Below are 16,554 nucleotides of genomic sequence, written 5' to 3'. Positions count from 1 at the left end.
TCGCCGCTTTAGGGCCAGGCGCAGTACACGATCAACGCCGCCTTTGTTGCTCGTCCATATATTCCTGGTAACGCCGATGGACGGTCGCCTTGGACACCTCGTAGCCGAAGCTTCGCATCGTCGCGGCGATATCGGCAAACGTCAGTCCGCGCTCGCGCAAGCGGACGATCTCCTCAACCGGCAGATCGATTCGATCGCGCCCGGCGTTTTCGCCCCGGCGCCTTAGGTTCCGCTCCGGTCGGTAGCCGCTGGCGATGGCTCGCTGCATGCCACGCTTAATTTTGGCGTTATGTATTTTTCTTTGGTACTCCTCGACAATAGCGATGATGGATAACACCATCTCATCGGCCTCCGACAGCGGCATCTCCCCGCGGTGGCTGGCGCTGTATATTTTCACCCCTTGCTTTTTCAAGCAATGCAGCACCGCCATGCGCGCATGGCCGCGCCCAAGCCGCGTTTCATCTTGAATGAGCAGCACATCGACCTCGCCTTCCTCGCAAAGCGAAAGCAGCTCCAACACGCCGTCGCGGTCGGCTTCATAACCGCTCGCCTGCTCGGCGATCACTTTCACGACTTCAAATCCACACTCGGCCGCCAGCTGCTCGAGCTCATCTCGTTGCCTCGCGAGCGACGTTTCCTGTTCAGCTTTGTCCGTGCTGACGCGGCAGTAAATGACCGCCCTCATGGCCAATCCCTTCTTTCCATCACTGATTGACGGCCACCGAGCCGCCCTGCTTTGATTTTAACACAGGAATGACAATTTGTTCACCGGCGGCAAGACGCGGGCTCGGCAAATGGTTGACATCGACGACCCAGCGGATGAACTCATCAGGCGGCATATGGTGTTCCTGTTCGTACTGTTTTGCCAGCCCCCAAAGCGTATCGCCGGGAGCGACCGTGATCGTCACGTATTCTTTTTTATCGACCGGGCTGCTGGCGTAAACGAACCCTGCCAACACGAGCGCAAACAAAAATGAAAACAAAACATAGTGCAGCAACGTTTTCCTCATTCCCTCCCACCCTTTCTAGAATGTTTGTTCGCTTTCCTTCATTATAGCCAGGAACATTTGTTTGTGTCAATAAAAAACTCGAACTTATGTTTGTTTTTTCGTCTTCCGCATGGTATAATGAAGGCAAATGATGTGGCGAGAGGTGTGAAACAATGACGAAACTGTCAAAACGACAACAGCAAATTTTAGAGTTTATTAAACAGGAAGTAAAAACAAAAGGCTATCCTCCGTCGGTGCGGGAAATTGGGGAAGCGGTTGGACTGGCGTCAAGTTCGACGGTCCACGGGCATCTCGCGCGCCTAGAAAGCAAAGGGTACATCCGCCGCGACCCGACAAAGCCGCGCGCCATTGAAATTTTGGACAACGATATGGCCAAGGAGAGAGAAAAAGAGGAGATCATCTCGGTGCCAATCATCGGCAAGGTGACGGCCGGCCAACCGATTACAGCGGTGGAAAACATCGAAGGCTACTTTCCGCTGCCGAAGCGGCTCGCCGCCGGCGAGGAGCAGCTGTTTATGCTTGAAGTGATGGGCGACAGCATGATCGAAGCCGGCATTCTCGACGGCGACTACGTCATCGTCCGCCAGCAGTCATCGGCCAACAACGGCGACATCGTCGTCGCCATGACGGAAGACAACGAGGCGACGGTGAAGCGGTTTTTCAAGGAAAAAGACCACATCCGCCTGCAGCCGGAAAACGCCCATCTTGAGCCGATCATCGTCCGCGACTGCACGATTCTCGGCAAAGTGATCGGCGTCTATCGCCTGTTCGACTGACTCGTGCCGGCCTGCGCCCATAAAAAAGCTGCCCCGTTTTTTTCAGGGCAGCTTTTTTATGAATCAGTAGAGTTCCATATATTGGTCCAATTCCCATTGATGAACCGTTGTCCGATACATATCCCACTCAATTTCTTTCGCTTCGACGAAATGCTCGAATAAATGTTTGCCGAGCGCGTGAATCATCACTTCATCGGACTTCAAGTTTTCCAACGCTTCATGCAGCGTTGCCGGCAAATCGACAATGCCTTCTTCGAGCCGTTCTTCTTTCGTCATGACGTAAATGTTTCGATCCACTGGCGCCGGAGGAGTGAGCTTGTTGCGAATGCCGTCAAGCCCAGCGGCTAAAAGCACCGCCATGGCCAAGTATGGGTTGGCCGACGGGTCGACGCTGCGCACCTCAATGCGCGTGCTCATGCCGCGCGAAGCTGGAATGCGGATGAGCGGGCTGCGGTTGCGCGCCGACCAAGCGACGTAGCACGGCGCTTCATAGCCTGGAACAAGCCGCTTGTACGAGTTGACGGTCGGGTTCGTCACCGCCGTAAAGTTCGGCGCATGCTTCAGCACACCGGCGATAAACTGCCGCGCCGTATCGCTCAACTGCAAGTCGCCGTTCGGATCGAAAAAGGCGTTTTCACCGTTGCGGAACAGCGACAGGTTGCAATGCATTCCTGAACCGTTAATCCCAAAAATCGGCTTCGGCATAAAGGTCGCATGCAATCCGTGTTTGCGGGCGATCGTTTTGACGACGAGCTTAAACGTTTGAATGTCGTCGCACGCTTTTACGGCATCAGCGTATTTAAAATCGATCTCATGCTGGCCCGGGGCGACTTCATGATGGGACGCTTCGATTTCAAACCCCATTTCCTCAAGCTCGAGCACAATGTCGCGCCGGCAGTTTTCCCCAAGATCGGTCGGCGCCAAATCGAAATAGCCGCCGCGATCGTTCAGCTCCATCGTCGGGTGTCCTTTTTCGTCCAGCTTGAAAAGGAAGAATTCCGGCTCAGCTCCTAAGTTAAAGGCGTTGAAGCCAAGCGTCTCCATCTCTTTCAGCATCCGCTTCAAGTTATAGCGCGGACAGCCTTCAAACGGCGTGCCGTCCGGGTTGTAAATGTCGCAGATAAAGCGGGCGACTTTTCCTTTTTCTGAAGTCCACGGGAAAATGACGAACGTATCCAAGTCCGGATACAAATACATATCCGACTCTTCGATGCGGACAAATCCTTCGATCGACGACCCGTCAAACATAATTTTGTTGTTAAGCGCTTTCTCCAGCTGGCTGATCGGAATTTCGACGTTTTTGATCGTGCCCAAAATATCGGTGAATTGCAGGCGGATGTACTTGACATTTTCCTCTTTGACGATGTGTAGAATGTCGTCACGCGTATATTTTGCCATGTCCAAACTCCTCCCCGGCTCGGAAATCATTTTCCGTCATTAATGAAAGAAGCGAGCGAGATCTCCTTGGCGAAGCGATGCGCGCTGGAACCGCCCGGCCTGCAGCAATTCATTCCGCAAAATTTCGCGCAGTTCTTCGTCCGACAGCTTCGGTTTTCCTACTTTTTCGACTTTCTCCGCCTGCTGGTGGCGTCCTTCCTCCCGCGCGGCAAAAATTTGCTTAATGCCCGCCAAGTTGACGCCTTGGTCGATCAAATCTTTAATTTCCAGCAAGCGGTCAATGTCATTGAGCGAAAACAGCCTCCGGTTGCCTTCGGTGCGCGCTGGCGAAACGAGGCCGTGCTCTTCATAATAGCGGATTTGCCGAGCCGACAAGTCGGTCAGCTGCATCACGATCCCAATCGGAAACAATGGCATGGAACGACGAATTTGGCTGCTCATGCCAATTCCTCCTCGCTTTTGATACCTTTATTTTACCATAATGTTAGGAAATGAGTCAATGAAACGTGACGTTTCCTCACAAACAAATCAACCGCTGTTCAAGCAAACGCTGAATGGCGGAACAGACGGCGATTTTCACATGCGAATACGTCAATCCGCCTTGCACATACGCGACATACGGGGGGCGCAACGGCCCGTCGGCCGTCAACTCAATGCTTGCCCCTTGGACGAACGTGCCGGCGGCCATGATCACTTTGTCTTCATAGCCGGGCATGTCGCTCGGATACGGAGTGAAATGAGCGTTGACCGGGGAGGAAGCCTGAATCGCTTGGCAAAACGCCACCATTTGTTCCGGATCGTCAAAACGGACGGACTGAACCAAATCCGTGCGCTTCGCCTTCCACGATGGCGAGGTTTTTAGTCCGATCCGCTCGAGCATCGCCGCTGTAAAAACCGCCCCCTTGAGCGCCTGGCCCACGGTGTGCGGCGCAAGGAAAAAGCCTTGATACATATCCGGCAAGCTGTAAAGCGACGGACCGACTTCCGCTCCAATGCCCGGCGAGGTCATCCGATAGGCGCACGCCTCCACATATTCCCGCTTGCCGACAATGTAGCCGCCCGTTTTCGCCAAGCCCCCTCCCGGGTTTTTAATGAGCGAGCCGGCCATCAAATCGGCGCCGACATGGCATGGCTCTTTCTCCTCGACGAATTCTCCGTAGCAATTGTCGACAAACACGACGACATCCGGTTTGATCGACTTGACGAATGCAATCATGTCGCCGATCTCTTCGACAGTAAACGACGGCCGGTCCGCATAGCCGCGCGAACGTTGAATGCCGATCATTTTCGTCCGCTCATGGATCGCTTCGCGAACGGCCGGAAAATCGACCATCCCTTCCGCTGTGAGCGGCACGCTGCGATAACGAATGCCAAACTCTTTCAGCGAGCCGACGCCGCGGCCGCGGACGCCGACGATTTCCTCAAGCGTATCGTACGGAGCGCCCGTGATGTAAAGCAACTCATCGCCCGGGCGCAACACGCCAAACAGCGCGATCGCAATCGCATGCGTGCCGGAAATGATTTGCGGGCGCACAAGTCCCGCTTCCGCTCCAAACACATCAGCGAAAATGCGATCGAGCGTATCGCGGCCCGCATCGTCATACCCATAACCGGTTGACGGAATGAAGTGGGCGTCGCTCACTTGATGGCGACGGAAGCTCTCAAGCACGCGGTATTGGTTGACGTCGACCAGTTCATCGATGCGGCGGTGAATCGGCGCGATTTGTGCTTCGATTTCCTCGATGAGAAGAGCGATGGTTTCTCCGTGTCTCCATTGTGTCCAAAACATAGATGAACCCTTTCTACCGTTGGAATGATTGCAGCTCCCCATACAAGGGGTGCGTCGGCAGCACGTACCCTTGGCAGTCGTACGTGCCTCCCTGTTCATTATAATGCCATTCGTGCAAAATGGTGTCCGATTTTAACCGAGCGAGCAATTTTCCTTCACCGCTTGGGATCGACACGTCGTAACGGGCCATTTGCTGTTTCACCGCCTCTTCAAGAAAATAGCGGAGCCGGTCAATGTCGGCGGCGGAAAGCGCGCTGATCATGATGGAAGCAGTCGTTGTCGGAATGAATTCCGACGCTTTTTGATCGCTTTTATTGTACACCGTGACCATCGGAATGGAAGAAGCCCCTAATTCAGTAAGCAGCCGCGACACCGTTCGCTCGTGCGCAACGTAATCCGGATGAGACGAATCGACGACGTGAAGCAATAGATCGGCTTCCGTCACTTCCTCGAGCGTCGAGCGGAACGCGGCGACAAGCGTCGTCGGCAAGTCTTGAATGAACCCGACCGTATCGGTGACAAGCACCGTGTAGCCGCATGGCAAGACACATTTGCGCGTCAACGGGTCGAGCGTGGCAAACAACAAGTTTTCTTCCAACGAATCGGCGGCGGTCAGCCGATTGAAAATCGTTGATTTGCCGGCGTTTGTATAGCCGACGAGCGCCACTTGAAACGCTTGGTTTTTTTGCCGGCGCTCGCGGTACCGCCCTCGATGCTCAGCAATGCGCACAAGCTCAGCTTTAATGTCGTCAATGCGGCGGCGAATATGGCGGCGGTCGGTCTCGAGCTTCGTCTCCCCCGGGCCGCGCGTGCCGATGCCGCCGCCCAAGCGGGATAGCGCCTCTCCTTGACCGCTAAGGCGCGGCAACATATACTCCAGCTGGGCGAGCTCGACTTGCAGCTTTCCTTCTTTTGAGCGGGCGCGCCTTGCAAAAATGTCTAAAATCAGCTGCGTCCGGTCAATCACTTTCACCTCGCCAAGCATTTTCGTCAAATTGCGCGCTTGGCTTGGAGAGAGCTCGCTGTTGAAAATAACCACGTCCGGTTCCAGCTGCTTGACTATGGCGGCGAGCTCTTCCGTTTTCCCTTTGCCGATATACGTCGCCGGGTGCGGCGCTTCACGTTTTTGCGTCAACTCTGCCACAACCTCGCCGTTCGCCGTCGCAACGAGCGAAGCGAGCTCCTCCATCGAATAGCGAAACCGTTCATCATCGACACCAGCGAGCTGGCAGCCGACAAGGATCGCTTGTTCACGGCTCATGGCATCCCCCTTCCTTTCCCTCGCGGCGAACATGTTCTCTATGTTCATGATACCAAATCCCACCGTCGGTCTGCTAGTTCGTTCCAAAAAAACGATTGATTTTCCGCCGCTTTTGCCCCTACAATGATACAAGAACACCGTACGGAAAGGAACAGCACGAATGACGTGGGAAGTATTGAGCATCATCGGCACGATCGCCTTTGCCATTAGCGGGGCGATTGTCGCGATGGAAGAGGAGTACGATTTGCTTGGGGTGTACATTTTAGGGATTGTCACCGCTTTTGGCGGCGGGGCGGTGCGCAATTTGCTGATCGGGGTTCCCGTGTCGGCGTTATGGGAACAGCAGCCGCTCTTTCTTGTCGCTTTGGCGGCCATGACAGTTGTGTATTTGTTCCCAAAGCAAATGCTGCCGCCGTGGAAGCGGTGGGGCAACTTTTTTGACGCCCTTGGGCTGTCCGCGTTCGCCATCCAAGGAGCACTGTATGCCGTCAACATGGGTCATCCGTTAAGCGCGGTCATCGTCGCCGCGGTGTTGACCGGAAGCGGCGGCGGCATGATCCGTGACGTGTTGGCGGGAAGAAAGCCGCTCGTGTTGCGCGCAGAAATTTATGCCGCTTGGGCCATTCTCGCCGGCATCGCCGTTGGGCTGAAATGGGCCGAATCGCCCATGGAGCTGTATGTGCTGTTGATTGTCGTCGCCGCTTTGCGCGTTTTGTCATACACGTACGGCTGGAAGCTGCCGCGGCGGGCGGTCGGAGAAAAAGCGGGCGAGCAATGATCAAACGGCAAAAGCAACAACTACTCATTGATTTATACGAAAAGATAGACTTTTGTATAAATCGTCCCATTCCGTTTGACAGCCGTTGTATGGCTCCTCTCTGCCCCTGCCTCTTGGTACGAAGGAAGCGAAAAGAAGCAAAACCGTAAGCACGGAAGCGAAGGCGCCCAACGCGGACTCCTCGCTTTTGGTTTGCTGACGCCTTCCTTACGCGCTTTGCTCGCTTCGCACCGCCACGGCCACGCCGGCAACAATGAGCGCCCCGCCGAGCCAAAACGAGACATCGAGTTGCTCTTGTAAAAACAGCCGGCCAAAGAGCGAGCCGACGAGCGGCTGGAAAAAGAAAAAGAGCGAGCCGACGCCGGCATCGATCATTTCCATCCCTTTGTTCCAAAGAAAAAATGCTCCCGCTGTCGATACAACGCCAAGATACAACACCCCAAGGGCGACGGGAACACTCCAATGGCTCGCAGCAAGCCCCGGCCCTTCGGCGAGCATCATCGGCGTCATGCCAATGAGTGCCACAAAAATGGCATACGTGGTGATCGAAAACACGGACAAGCGGGCCGAAGCGATTTTCACGAGCACCGACAACAGCGCCCAAGTGACCGCCGCGCCGACTAAGCAAATGTTGCCAAGAAACGTTGATTCTTCTCCGCCTCCTAAGCCGACGATGACGATGACGCCGAATGTCGCCAATAGGAGCGCGCCAAGCTTCCGCCATGTGAGCGCCTCACCAATCAGCCAGCGGGCAAACAAAACGACAAACGCCGGCGTCGAGGCGGTGATGAGCGAAGCGGTATGGGCGTTCGACCATTTCGTGCCGACAAACTGCAAGGAAATGGAAACGACGTAGCCGATGATCCCGACCGTGATAATCATTCCCCAGTCACGCCCGTTCTTTGGGGGGCGCTCGCGTTTCGCCACGGCGACGGCGCCCAGCACGATCAAGGCGACGGCGTAGCGCAGCCAGACGAGCGTAAACGGCGGAATGTAGTCCAACACGTATTTGCTCACCACATACATCCCGCCCCAAATGCCAGCGGCAAGGGATAAATAGAAGGAAGCGAGAAAGGCTTGCTTCATGACATCGATCCCCTTTGCTTTCTTCTTTCTGCTGCTGACACCAAAAGCGAAGCCGTTATTTCCAGAGATGGCAGCCAAACAAGGTTGTTCTCCATCAGCTACACATCGCTTTCTTCCGGAGGAAACACGGGGGCGAGCGAAACCGTCAAATCCGGTTGCCAAAAAGAAACCAACTCATCGCTTGGCCCGAAAACCGCTCGCTGTTGAAATCGTCCATCTTGCCAGCTGAGCACTTCGATCGTTCGATTGCTGGGGTCTACAATCCAATATTCATGCACACCATATTTTTCGTATAAATAGTATTTCTGGTTTCGATCACGCAAGGCGGTGCTTGGTGACAGCACTTCCACAACGAGATCGGGAGCCCCTTTCATTCGCCGATTCCCGATTTGCTCAACCCGACAAACAACTGATAAATCCGGCTGAACAACCGTTTTCGCCATCCGTTCTGGCTCCTCAGGATCAAGCTGAACATCAAACGGGGCAAGAATGACATGACAGCCACGCGCCTGAAAATACGAAGCCAATGCAAGGTGCAGTTGTCCGACCACATACTGGTGCTCAAACGACGGAGACGCCAATAAATAGGGAACACCATCGATCAGTTCCCAATTTCCTTCCCAATGTTCAATGTCGCGATACGTGTAAAACGGCTTCTCCTTCTGCACTGCGCTTCCCCTTTCACTTGCTTTTCTTTCATCTTATCACATCGCTCCAGTTCCGTCCCATATTTTTATTTTCTCGTCATGACAGAAAAAACAGCGGCCGCCACCGCTGTCGAGTGTGTGTCAAACAAATGTTTTTTCCACGCGTTGCTCTTACTCCCGCTCGATGATCGTGGCCGTCGCCATCCCGTGGCCGATGCAAATCGTCAATAGCCCATAGCGGCCGCCGCGCCGTTCAAGTTCATGAACAAGCGACGTCATGAGCTTCGCACCGGTGGCGCCGAGCGGATGGCCAAGCGCAATGGCGCCGCCGTTGACATTCACCTTCTCAAGCGGAGCGCCGATTTCTTTTTGCCAGGCGAGCACGACCGGGGCGAACGCTTCGTTGATTTCAATGAGGTCGATGTCATCGATCGAGAGGCCGGCTTTTTTCAGCACTTGCCTCGTCGCCGGAATGACGCCATCGAGCATATACGTCGGGTCGGAGCCGACGACCGTTTGCGCGACAATGCGCGCTTTCGGCTTCAGTCCGAACCGCCTCGCCGCCTCCCGTTCCATCAAAAGCACAGCGGCCGCCCCGTCGCTCATTTGGCTCGCATTGCCAGCGGTGATGAGACCGTCTTCTTGAAACACCGGCTTGAGCGCGGCGAGCGCTTCCGGCGATGTGTCGGCCCGCGGCCCTTCATCATCGGTGACAAGGATTTCGCGGCCATCGCGGTCAAGCCCTTTCACCGGGACGATTTCCGCGCGAAACTTCCCTTCGCGCAAGGCCGCCAAGGCGCGTTGATGGCTTTCGTACGCGTAGGCGTCAAGCTCCTCGCGCGTTAGGCCGTATTTTTTGGCGATCCGCTCAGCCGAGACGCCTTGGTGGATGAATTCGTATTTTTCATGCAGCGACGGCGGAATCGTCCGCTCGTTGCCATCGCTTAAAATCGGCACTTTCGTCATGCTTTCGACCCCGGCGGCGATCGTGACATCCATATCGCCGGAGCGGATTTCCTGGGCGGCGAAATGAATCGCCTGCTGCCCCGAGCCGCACATTCGGTTGATTTGCACTGCCGGCACTTCGATCGGGAATCCGGCCTCAAGCGCCGCCAGCCGGCCGATGTTGTACCCTTGTTCGGCGACCGGCGTCACGCAGCCCATGACGATGTCTTCCACCGCCCCTTTGTCCATGCCGGCCCGGCGCACGACTTCATCGAGCACCACCGCGGCCAAATGGACCGGATGAACGTCCCGGAAGACGCCGTTCCGCTTGCCGACCGGCGTCCTGACCGCTTCGACAATGACCGCTTCACGCACCATGCAACTTCCTCCTTTTGCTCTACTTTCGTGATTTCTTCGTTGCCTTGCCTATTCGGGCGCTTCCGCACGGGCGAAAGCGGGCGCTCTTTAAGCGCTTGTTGGCGCGCGGCATCAGATGGACGGCGAGCGCTGCTCAATACGTGTAAAACCCTTTCCCCGTCTTCCGCCCTAAATGCCCGGCTTCAACGAGCTTGCGCAAAAGCTGCGGCGCCCGGAACCGGTCGCCGTATGCTTCCGTCATGTTTTCACTCACAAACAGGAGCGTATCAAGCCCGACCATGTCGGCCAGCTCCAGCGGCCCCATCGGATAATCGAGGCCAAGCCGCACCGCTTTGTCGATATCCTCAGCGGAAGCAACTCCTTCTTCGTACATGCGGATGCATTCAATCATATGGGCGGCAAGCGCCCGTGTCGTCACAAACCCTTGCCGGTCTTTCACGACGACCGTTTCTTTGCCAAGCTCCACAGACAGCCGACGGATGGCGTCGACTGTGTCGTCGGAAGTCGTCTCACCTTTCACAATTTCGATCAACTTCATCACTGGCGCCGGATTGAACCAATGCATGCCGATGACGTTCTCCGGCCGGTTGGTCGCGGCGGCAAGCGCCGTGACGCTCAGCTCGGATGTGTTGGTCGCTAAAATGGCGTCCGGCTTCGTGAGTTCGTCAAGCTTTCGAAACACGTCTTTTTTCAGCGCCAAGTTTTCCGGCACGGCTTCGATGACGACATCCGCCCCGCGCACCGCTTCGGCCAAATCGACGGTCGAGCGGATGCGCCCGAGCGCCGCTCGCGCTTCCGGCTCGGACAGCCCGCCGGTTTTGACAAAGCGGCGCAAGCTTTTTTCCGCCGAAGCGAGCCCATTTTGCAAGGCCGCTTCGGACACGTCATATAAATACACCGTTTTTCCCGCCATCGCCGCCGTTTGCGCGATGCCGCTTCCCATCACCCCGGCGCCGATGACCGCAATCGTTTCTGCCACGGTGTCCGCCTCCTTTACTCCTTCGCCGCATCGGCATAGCGCGCTGCCATCTCATCGCGCAGTTTTCTCTTTAAAAACTTGCCGACGCTCGTTTTCGGAATTTCATCGAGAAACACAATGTCATCCGGCAGCCACCATTTTGTAAATTGCGGGCGCAAAAAGTCGTACAGCTCTTCTTTCGTGACGCTTTTGCCTTCTTTCAGCACGACGCAGGCAATCGGGCGCTCTTGCCATTTCGGATGCGGCACAGCGACGACCGCCGCTTCGAACACCGCCTCATGGGCCATGAGCGCATTCTCCAAATCAACCGATGAAATCCATTCGCCGCCGCTTTTAATGACATCCTTCGTCCGGTCGACAATTTTCACAAACCCTTCTTCGTCCACGGTGACGACATCGCCGGTATGCAGCCAACCGTCGCGGAACGCGTCTTTCGTCCGGTCGTCGTTGTAGTATTCGGCAGCAATCCACGGCCCGCGCAAGCAAAGCTCGCCCATTTCCTGCCCGTCCCAACGAACCGGCCCGTTTTGGCCGATCACTTTCATCTCAAGCCCTGGAGCAAGCAGCCCTTGCTTGGCGCGAATGTCCAGTTTCTCCTCGTACGACAGCCCGTCTTGATAGCTTTTCGGGCGTGAGACAAGCACAAGCGGGCTCGTTTCCGTCATGCCGTACGCGTGAATGAACGGAATGCCGTATTTTTCTTCAAACGCACGGATGATCCCTTTCGGCGCGGCTGAACCGCCGCAAATGACACGCGTCAGGCTGCTGACGTCATAGTTTCCTTTCTCCAACTCTTGCAACAGCCCGAGCCAAATCGTCGGCACGCCGGCGGTGATCGTCACCCGTTCGGAGTCAATCAGCTCGGCAAGCACTTTCGGCGTAAACGCCGGTCCCGGCATGACGATCGTCGAACCGAACCAAGTGGCGGCAAACGGCAGCCCCCACGCGTTGACATGGAACATCGGTACGACCGGCATGATGACATCGCGCTCGCACAGCCCTTGCGTATCAGCCAGCCCTAACGCCATCGCGTGCAAAACGGTGCTGCGGTGGGTATACACAACTCCTTTTGGATTTCCCGTTGTCGCCGACGTATAACACATACCAGCCGGTTGGTATTCATCGAGGTCTTTCAAGAACGGAAATGTTGGATCGCCCTCGGCAAGCAGTTTCTCGTAATGGTACACTGGTGACAACGTTGTTTCCGGCAGCTCGTCGGCATCGGTCATGACGATGAAAGCGCGTACGTTCGGGATCTCGTCCTTGATCGCTTCAATTGCCGGCAGCAAATCATCATCGATCAGCAGCACACGGTCATCGGCGTGGTTGATGATGTAAGAGATATGCTGCGGCGAGAGGCGGATGTTGATCGTATGGAGCACCGCCCCGATGCCGGGAATGGCAAAATACGCTTCCAAATGGCGGTGATGGTTCCAAGCGAACGTGCCAACGCGGTCGCCGACTTCCACCCCGAGCCGCTTCAACACGCTTGACAGCCTGCGCGTCCGCTCGCCGATCTCCTTGTATGTATGGCGGACGACGCCTCCTTTCATGCGCGAAACGACTTGCTTTTTTGGGAAAAACAACTCCGCCCGCTCAAGCATCATGGAAATGTTTAACGGTGTTTTCATCATCGGTCATTCCTCCCCCTTTACCAAATGCGCATGTTCATTGACTTTAGGCGGCTCCCCGCCGCCCCATTGGCCGTCCGGCCCATGTGCGGCCGTCCATGCGCCGCCCGGCTGCAGCCGAACGAGATGGCGGAGCCGGCTGTCAGCAAACAGCGCCTTCGCCTCACCCGTCTCCAGCACCGGGGCAAGGCAGACGTCGACCGCTTCGGCGAACGCGCTCCACTCATCCAATGTCTTTTCACGGAACAAGGCGGCGAGCTCGTCATATACGGCTTCCCCCGATCGCGCCGGCGCCCATTGCGCCTCCGTCCATTCCGGATGGCCGACCGCCTCGCAAAACCGCTGCCAAAAGTGCGGCTCGAGCGCCGCTAAACTCATATAACGGCCGTCTTTTGTCTCATACAGCTGGTAGCACACCACCTCCCCAGACAACTCGGAAAGACCGGTCTTCGGCCCACCGCCGTGTTCAATGGCAAAATGGCCAGCCATCATCGCTGCCAAGCCATCGACAAGCGAAACATCAAGATGGGCGCCTTTGCCGGTTCGCTCGCGTGCAAAGAGGGCAGCCAAAATGCGCTCGGCCGCCGCCATGCCGCCGATAAAATCGGCAAGCGTGATCTTCGGATGAACCGGGCGGCCGCGTTCATCGGCCAGCTGCGCAAGCAAGCCGGAGAGCGCCATATAGTTTAAATCATGGCTGCCAAGCAATGAGCGGCTGCTCTGTTGACCGAAGCCGCTGATCGAGCAATAGATGATTTGTTCGTTCATGCGGCACATATCGTCATAACCGAGCCCAAGCCGCGCCATCACCCCGGGGCGGAAGCTTTCGATCACTACATCGGCGCGGGCGGCGAGCCGCCGGGCTTGCTCGCGACCCGCGTCCGTTTTTAAATCCAACCCGATGCTTTTTTTGCCGGCGTTATAGGCGGCAAACAACCGGCCCTCGGCGAACGGGCGCAGCCGATCGCCGGATGGGGGCTCAATTTTGATGACTTCTGCTCCGAGCTGGGCGAGCCGCCAGCTGGCAAATGGGCCCGGCAAGTAATGGGAAAAATCAACGACTACAATGCCACGAAGCATATCTTTCCCTCTCTCTACAAATCTAGCTGCCGGGCGATGATTGTTTTCATCATCTCGTTCGTCCCAGCGTAAATGGCGCTTACGGGAATGTCGCGATAGCGCCGGGCGATCTCATATTCTTCCATATAACCATAACCGCCGTGCAGCTGCATCGCCTCGGCCGCGACACGTTTTGCCATCTCGGTAATCCACCATTTCGCCATCGACACTTCCGTGACGATCTGTTTTCCCGCCATATGCTCTTCAATGACGCGGTCGACAAACGTGCGGCCAAGGGCGATTTCCGTCGCCATCTCGGCAAGGCGGAACTGGACGGTCTGAAACTCGCTCACTCGTTTGCCGAACGCCGTGCGCTGTTTGACATATTGCTTCGTCAAGGAAAACATCACTTCCGCCGCCGTTTGTGCGGCAATGGCGACAACGAGCCGCTCCTGCTGGAGCTTTTCCATCAAATAGTAAAAACCTTTTCCTTCCTCGCCGAGCAAATTATATGCCGGCACTTTCGCATCTTGGAAAAACAGTTCGGCGGTATCTTGGGCGTGCAGCCCGACTTTCTCGAGCTTCCGACCGCGCGTAAACCCCGGCGTATCCCGCTCCACGACGAGCAGGCTGATGCCGCGGTGCGGCGGCTTTGCCTGCGGGTCGGTTTTGCAGGCGACGACGATCAAGTCGGCATGAATGCCGTTCGTGATAAACGTTTTTTGTCCGTTGACGATGTAGTAGTCACCGTCTTTTACTGCCGTTGTCGAAATGTTGGCCAAATCCGAACCCGCCCCCGGCTCGGTCATGGCGATCGCCGTGATGAGCTCGCCGGTGACGCATTTTGGCAGCCATTTTTGTTTTTGCTCCTCGGTTCCGTACGATGCGATATACGGCGTGACGATGTCGTTGTGCAGGCCGATGCCGACGAGGCTCGATCCGACTTTTTCCAGTTCTTCATTGATGACGACTGAGTAGGCAAAATCGGCGTTTAGACCCCCATACTTCTCATCGACCCACGGGCAAAGAAAGCCGTTCTCGCCCATCTTCGCCCAAAACGAACGCGGAATGATGCCGCGCTTCTCCCAATCGTTATAATGCGGGTACGCTTCTTTTTCCAAAAACTTGCGAAACGCCGCGCGGAACATATGGTGCTCCTCACGCAAATAGCGAGCCGTCACCCGTTCATCCCTCTCTTCTGTTCGGTCACTTTTTCTCTGTTCCGCCCGTCGCCTGTTTTTTCAGCTGTTCGCGCAGCAAAAACTTTTGGATTTTCCCGCTCGCGTTGCGCGGCAGGGCATCGATGAAATAGTAGGCGCGCGGACGTTTGTACGGAGCGAGGCGGTCGCTCGTTTTGCAAAACTGCTCGAGCTCATCGGCGGTCAGGAGGTCATCTTTTTTGACCACGAAGGCGACGACTTTTTCGCCCCACAACTCATCCGGCTCACCGAGCACAGCGACATCGAGCACTTTCGGATGCTCGTACAACACGTCCTCGACTTCGCGCGGATAGACGTTTTCCCCGCCGCTGATCACCATGTCATCGACCCGGTCGGCGACATACAAGTAGCCGTCTTCATCAAGGTAGCCGAGGTCGCCGGAATGATACCAACCTTTGTACAACGCTTTTTCCGTCGCTTCCTCGCGCTTGTAGTAGCCAGCCATCATGCACGGCCCGCGCATCACAATTTCACCGACTTCATATGGCGGCAGCACATCGTCTGGGTCGGACGGCCCGTCTTCACGCGCACGGACGACGCGGATCTCATGGTTCAGGCAGGCGCGTCCAGCGGAACCGGCTTTTTTCAGCTGCTCGTCTTCCAACAAAAACGTCACCGCCGGCCCCATTTCCGTCATGCCGTACGCTTGAATCAGCTCGATGCCGAGCTGCTCTTGGCATTGCCTGACAAGCGCTGGAGCCATCGGAGCGGCGCCGTATAGGCCGAGGCGAAGCGAAGATAAATCGTAACCGCTTACATTCTCCTGCAAGATCATGTTCCACATCGTCGGGGCTCCAAACATGATCGTAATCCGCTCCCGTTCGATCGTTTCAAGCACGAGCTTGGCGTCAAAATGGTGCAAAATGACGCTCGCCGCTCCGGCATGCACGCGCGGCAGCAAGCAGCAATGCAGCTCGGCGCAATGGAACAGCGGCGCTGCCGCCAGCCCGCGATCCGTCTCGCGGATGCGCATGACGCCATGGCAAATGACGCTTTGCTCGATCATGTCGCGGTGACGGTGCATCACTCCTTTTGGACGCCCAGTTGTGCCGCTTGTATACATAATGGCATAAAGATCGCTCTCATCCACATGAACACGCGGCGCTTCCCCTAGGGCCCGCGCGGCCTGCTCGTGAGCGTTTTTGGCAAACGGCGGCGGATCGCGGTCGATCGACCAAAATGACACGTGCGGGAAACGGCTGTGAATCGCGGCAAGTTCCGGTTCCACCGCCCGTTCAAACAGCACGATTTTCGGCTCGGCGTCCGTCAAAATATAGGCGATTTCTTCCGCCCTCAGCCGAAAGTTGATCGGATTGAACACCGCGCCGATTTTGGCGCAGGCAAACAAAGCGGTCGCGAGCTCAAGCGTATTGTACAGCACCGTCGAAACGCGATCTCCTTTGCGGACGCCCGCTTCCAAAAACGCGTTCGCCCACCGGTTCACTTCCCTCTCCCATTCGGCGTACGTATAGCGGCGTCCGGTCGCCGCGTCGACGACCGCCTCCCGGTTTGGAAACTTTCGCACTGTCTGGGAAAACATCTCCCCAATCGTCATGTACAAGCGCCTTTCCCCCTTTTCTCCGAATGGACGCAGGGC

The 16,554-nt window shown here is 56.3% G+C and carries 16 protein-coding genes; 2 read left to right on the top strand and 14 right to left on the bottom strand.

Annotated features, from left to right (window positions below; translation table 11 throughout):
* Positions 1 to 31: 31 nt before the first annotated feature.
* The gene (locus tag JCR24_RS07230; protein WP_011230829.1) at positions 32 to 685 is read right to left on the bottom strand and encodes a YneB family resolvase-like protein; all 654 of its coding nucleotides are present in this window, start codon (positions 683 to 685) and stop codon (positions 32 to 34) included.
* A 19-nt stretch (positions 686 to 704) separates the two neighbouring features.
* Positions 705 to 1,010, bottom strand: a complete 306-nt coding sequence (gene yneA, locus JCR24_RS07225) for a cell division suppressor protein YneA (RefSeq protein ID WP_011230828.1) — start codon at positions 1,008 to 1,010, stop codon at positions 705 to 707.
* A gap of 152 nt (positions 1,011 to 1,162) precedes the next feature.
* On the opposite strand from yneA, the gene lexA reads away from it, so the two are divergent.
* Positions 1,163 to 1,786: a transcriptional repressor LexA gene (gene lexA / locus JCR24_RS07220; RefSeq protein ID WP_011230827.1), complete on the top strand. Its 624-nt coding sequence runs from the start codon at positions 1,163 to 1,165 to the stop codon at positions 1,784 to 1,786.
* 63 nt (positions 1,787 to 1,849) lie between these two features.
* Here lexA and glnA read toward each other — a convergent pair whose 3' ends face one another.
* The 4 genes from glnA to hflX form a co-directional block, all read right to left on the bottom strand.
* Positions 1,850 to 3,184: a type I glutamate--ammonia ligase gene (gene glnA / locus JCR24_RS07215; protein WP_238980382.1), complete on the bottom strand. Its 1,335-nt coding sequence runs from the start codon at positions 3,182 to 3,184 to the stop codon at positions 1,850 to 1,852.
* A gap of 39 nt (positions 3,185 to 3,223) precedes the next feature.
* A complete protein-coding gene (locus tag JCR24_RS07210; protein ID WP_011230825.1) occupies positions 3,224 to 3,625 on the bottom strand; it encodes a MerR family transcriptional regulator in 402 nt (133 codons plus the stop codon).
* A 76-nt stretch (positions 3,626 to 3,701) separates the two neighbouring features.
* Positions 3,702 to 4,973, bottom strand: coding sequence for a methionine gamma-lyase family protein (locus JCR24_RS07205; protein ID WP_011230824.1), 1,272 nt, complete (start codon positions 4,971 to 4,973; stop codon positions 3,702 to 3,704).
* 13 nt (positions 4,974 to 4,986) lie between these two features.
* Positions 4,987 to 6,234, bottom strand: coding sequence for a GTPase HflX (hflX, locus tag JCR24_RS07200; protein ID WP_238980381.1), 1,248 nt, complete (start codon positions 6,232 to 6,234; stop codon positions 4,987 to 4,989).
* A 160-nt stretch (positions 6,235 to 6,394) separates the two neighbouring features.
* On the opposite strand from hflX, the gene JCR24_RS07195 reads away from it, so the two are divergent.
* Positions 6,395 to 7,012: a trimeric intracellular cation channel family protein gene (locus JCR24_RS07195; protein WP_238980380.1), complete on the top strand. Its 618-nt coding sequence runs from the start codon at positions 6,395 to 6,397 to the stop codon at positions 7,010 to 7,012.
* A gap of 207 nt (positions 7,013 to 7,219) precedes the next feature.
* On the opposite strand, the gene JCR24_RS07190 is transcribed toward JCR24_RS07195, so the two are convergent.
* The 8 genes from JCR24_RS07190 to JCR24_RS07155 all read right to left on the bottom strand — a co-directional run bounded on the left by JCR24_RS07190 (position 7,220) and on the right by JCR24_RS07155 (position 16,518).
* On the bottom strand, positions 7,220 to 8,098 hold the full coding sequence (locus JCR24_RS07190; protein ID WP_238980379.1) for a DMT family transporter: 879 nt from the start codon (positions 8,096 to 8,098) through the stop codon (positions 7,220 to 7,222).
* A 98-nt stretch (positions 8,099 to 8,196) separates the two neighbouring features.
* Entirely contained in the window at positions 8,197 to 8,766 is a 570-nt protein-coding gene (locus JCR24_RS07185; RefSeq protein WP_020278231.1) for a Uma2 family endonuclease, read from the bottom strand.
* A gap of 150 nt (positions 8,767 to 8,916) precedes the next feature.
* Positions 8,917 to 10,068 carry a thiolase family protein gene (locus JCR24_RS07180; RefSeq protein ID WP_173426828.1) on the bottom strand — a complete coding sequence of 384 codons (1,152 nt, stop codon included), beginning with the start codon at positions 10,066 to 10,068 and terminating at the stop codon, positions 8,917 to 8,919.
* A gap of 133 nt (positions 10,069 to 10,201) precedes the next feature.
* On the bottom strand, positions 10,202 to 11,047 hold the full coding sequence (locus tag JCR24_RS07175; RefSeq protein WP_238980378.1) for a 3-hydroxyacyl-CoA dehydrogenase family protein: 846 nt from the start codon (positions 11,045 to 11,047) through the stop codon (positions 10,202 to 10,204).
* 14 nt (positions 11,048 to 11,061) lie between these two features.
* Positions 11,062 to 12,681, bottom strand: coding sequence for a long-chain fatty acid--CoA ligase (locus JCR24_RS07170; protein ID WP_238980377.1), 1,620 nt, complete (start codon positions 12,679 to 12,681; stop codon positions 11,062 to 11,064).
* A gap of 3 nt (positions 12,682 to 12,684) precedes the next feature.
* Positions 12,685 to 13,758, bottom strand: coding sequence for a CaiB/BaiF CoA transferase family protein (locus JCR24_RS07165; RefSeq protein ID WP_011230816.1), 1,074 nt, complete (start codon positions 13,756 to 13,758; stop codon positions 12,685 to 12,687).
* A gap of 14 nt (positions 13,759 to 13,772) precedes the next feature.
* Positions 13,773 to 14,918, bottom strand: coding sequence for an acyl-CoA dehydrogenase family protein (locus JCR24_RS07160; protein WP_011230815.1), 1,146 nt, complete (start codon positions 14,916 to 14,918; stop codon positions 13,773 to 13,775).
* A 25-nt stretch (positions 14,919 to 14,943) separates the two neighbouring features.
* A complete protein-coding gene (locus JCR24_RS07155) occupies positions 14,944 to 16,518 on the bottom strand; it encodes a fatty acid--CoA ligase (RefSeq protein WP_021322296.1) in 1,575 nt (524 codons plus the stop codon).
* Positions 16,519 to 16,554 lie beyond the last annotated feature (36 nt).

The organism is Geobacillus sp. YHL (assembly GCF_022341265.1).
GTDB lineage: Bacteria > Bacillota > Bacilli > Bacillales > Anoxybacillaceae > Geobacillus > Geobacillus thermoleovorans.
Note: the sequence above shows the minus strand (reverse complement) of the source record. Positions and strands in the feature narration are given on the sequence as shown.

Coding starts and splice junctions, on each gene's coding strand:
- JCR24_RS07230 (WP_011230829.1), bottom strand. CDS start 685: ATGAGGGCGGTCATTTACTGCCGCGTCAGCACGGACAAAGCTGAACAG.
- yneA (WP_011230828.1), bottom strand. CDS start 1,010: ATGAGGAAAACGTTGCTGCACTATGTTTTGTTTTCATTTTTGTTTGCG.
- lexA (WP_011230827.1), top strand. CDS start 1,163: ATGACGAAACTGTCAAAACGACAACAGCAAATTTTAGAGTTTATTAAA.
- glnA (WP_238980382.1), bottom strand. CDS start 3,184: ATGGCAAAATATACGCGTGACGACATTCTACACATCGTCAAAGAGGAA.
- JCR24_RS07210 (WP_011230825.1), bottom strand. CDS start 3,625: ATGAGCAGCCAAATTCGTCGTTCCATGCCATTGTTTCCGATTGGGATC.
- JCR24_RS07205 (WP_011230824.1), bottom strand. CDS start 4,973: ATGTTTTGGACACAATGGAGACACGGAGAAACCATCGCTCTTCTCATC.
- hflX (WP_238980381.1), bottom strand. CDS start 6,234: ATGAGCCGTGAACAAGCGATCCTTGTCGGCTGCCAGCTCGCTGGTGTC.
- JCR24_RS07195 (WP_238980380.1), top strand. CDS start 6,395: ATGACGTGGGAAGTATTGAGCATCATCGGCACGATCGCCTTTGCCATT.
- JCR24_RS07190 (WP_238980379.1), bottom strand. CDS start 8,098: ATGAAGCAAGCCTTTCTCGCTTCCTTCTATTTATCCCTTGCCGCTGGC.
- JCR24_RS07180 (WP_173426828.1), bottom strand. CDS start 10,068: ATGGTGCGTGAAGCGGTCATTGTCGAAGCGGTCAGGACGCCGGTCGGC.
- JCR24_RS07170 (WP_238980377.1), bottom strand. CDS start 12,681: ATGATGAAAACACCGTTAAACATTTCCATGATGCTTGAGCGGGCGGAG.
- JCR24_RS07165 (WP_011230816.1), bottom strand. CDS start 13,758: ATGCTTCGTGGCATTGTAGTCGTTGATTTTTCCCATTACTTGCCGGGC.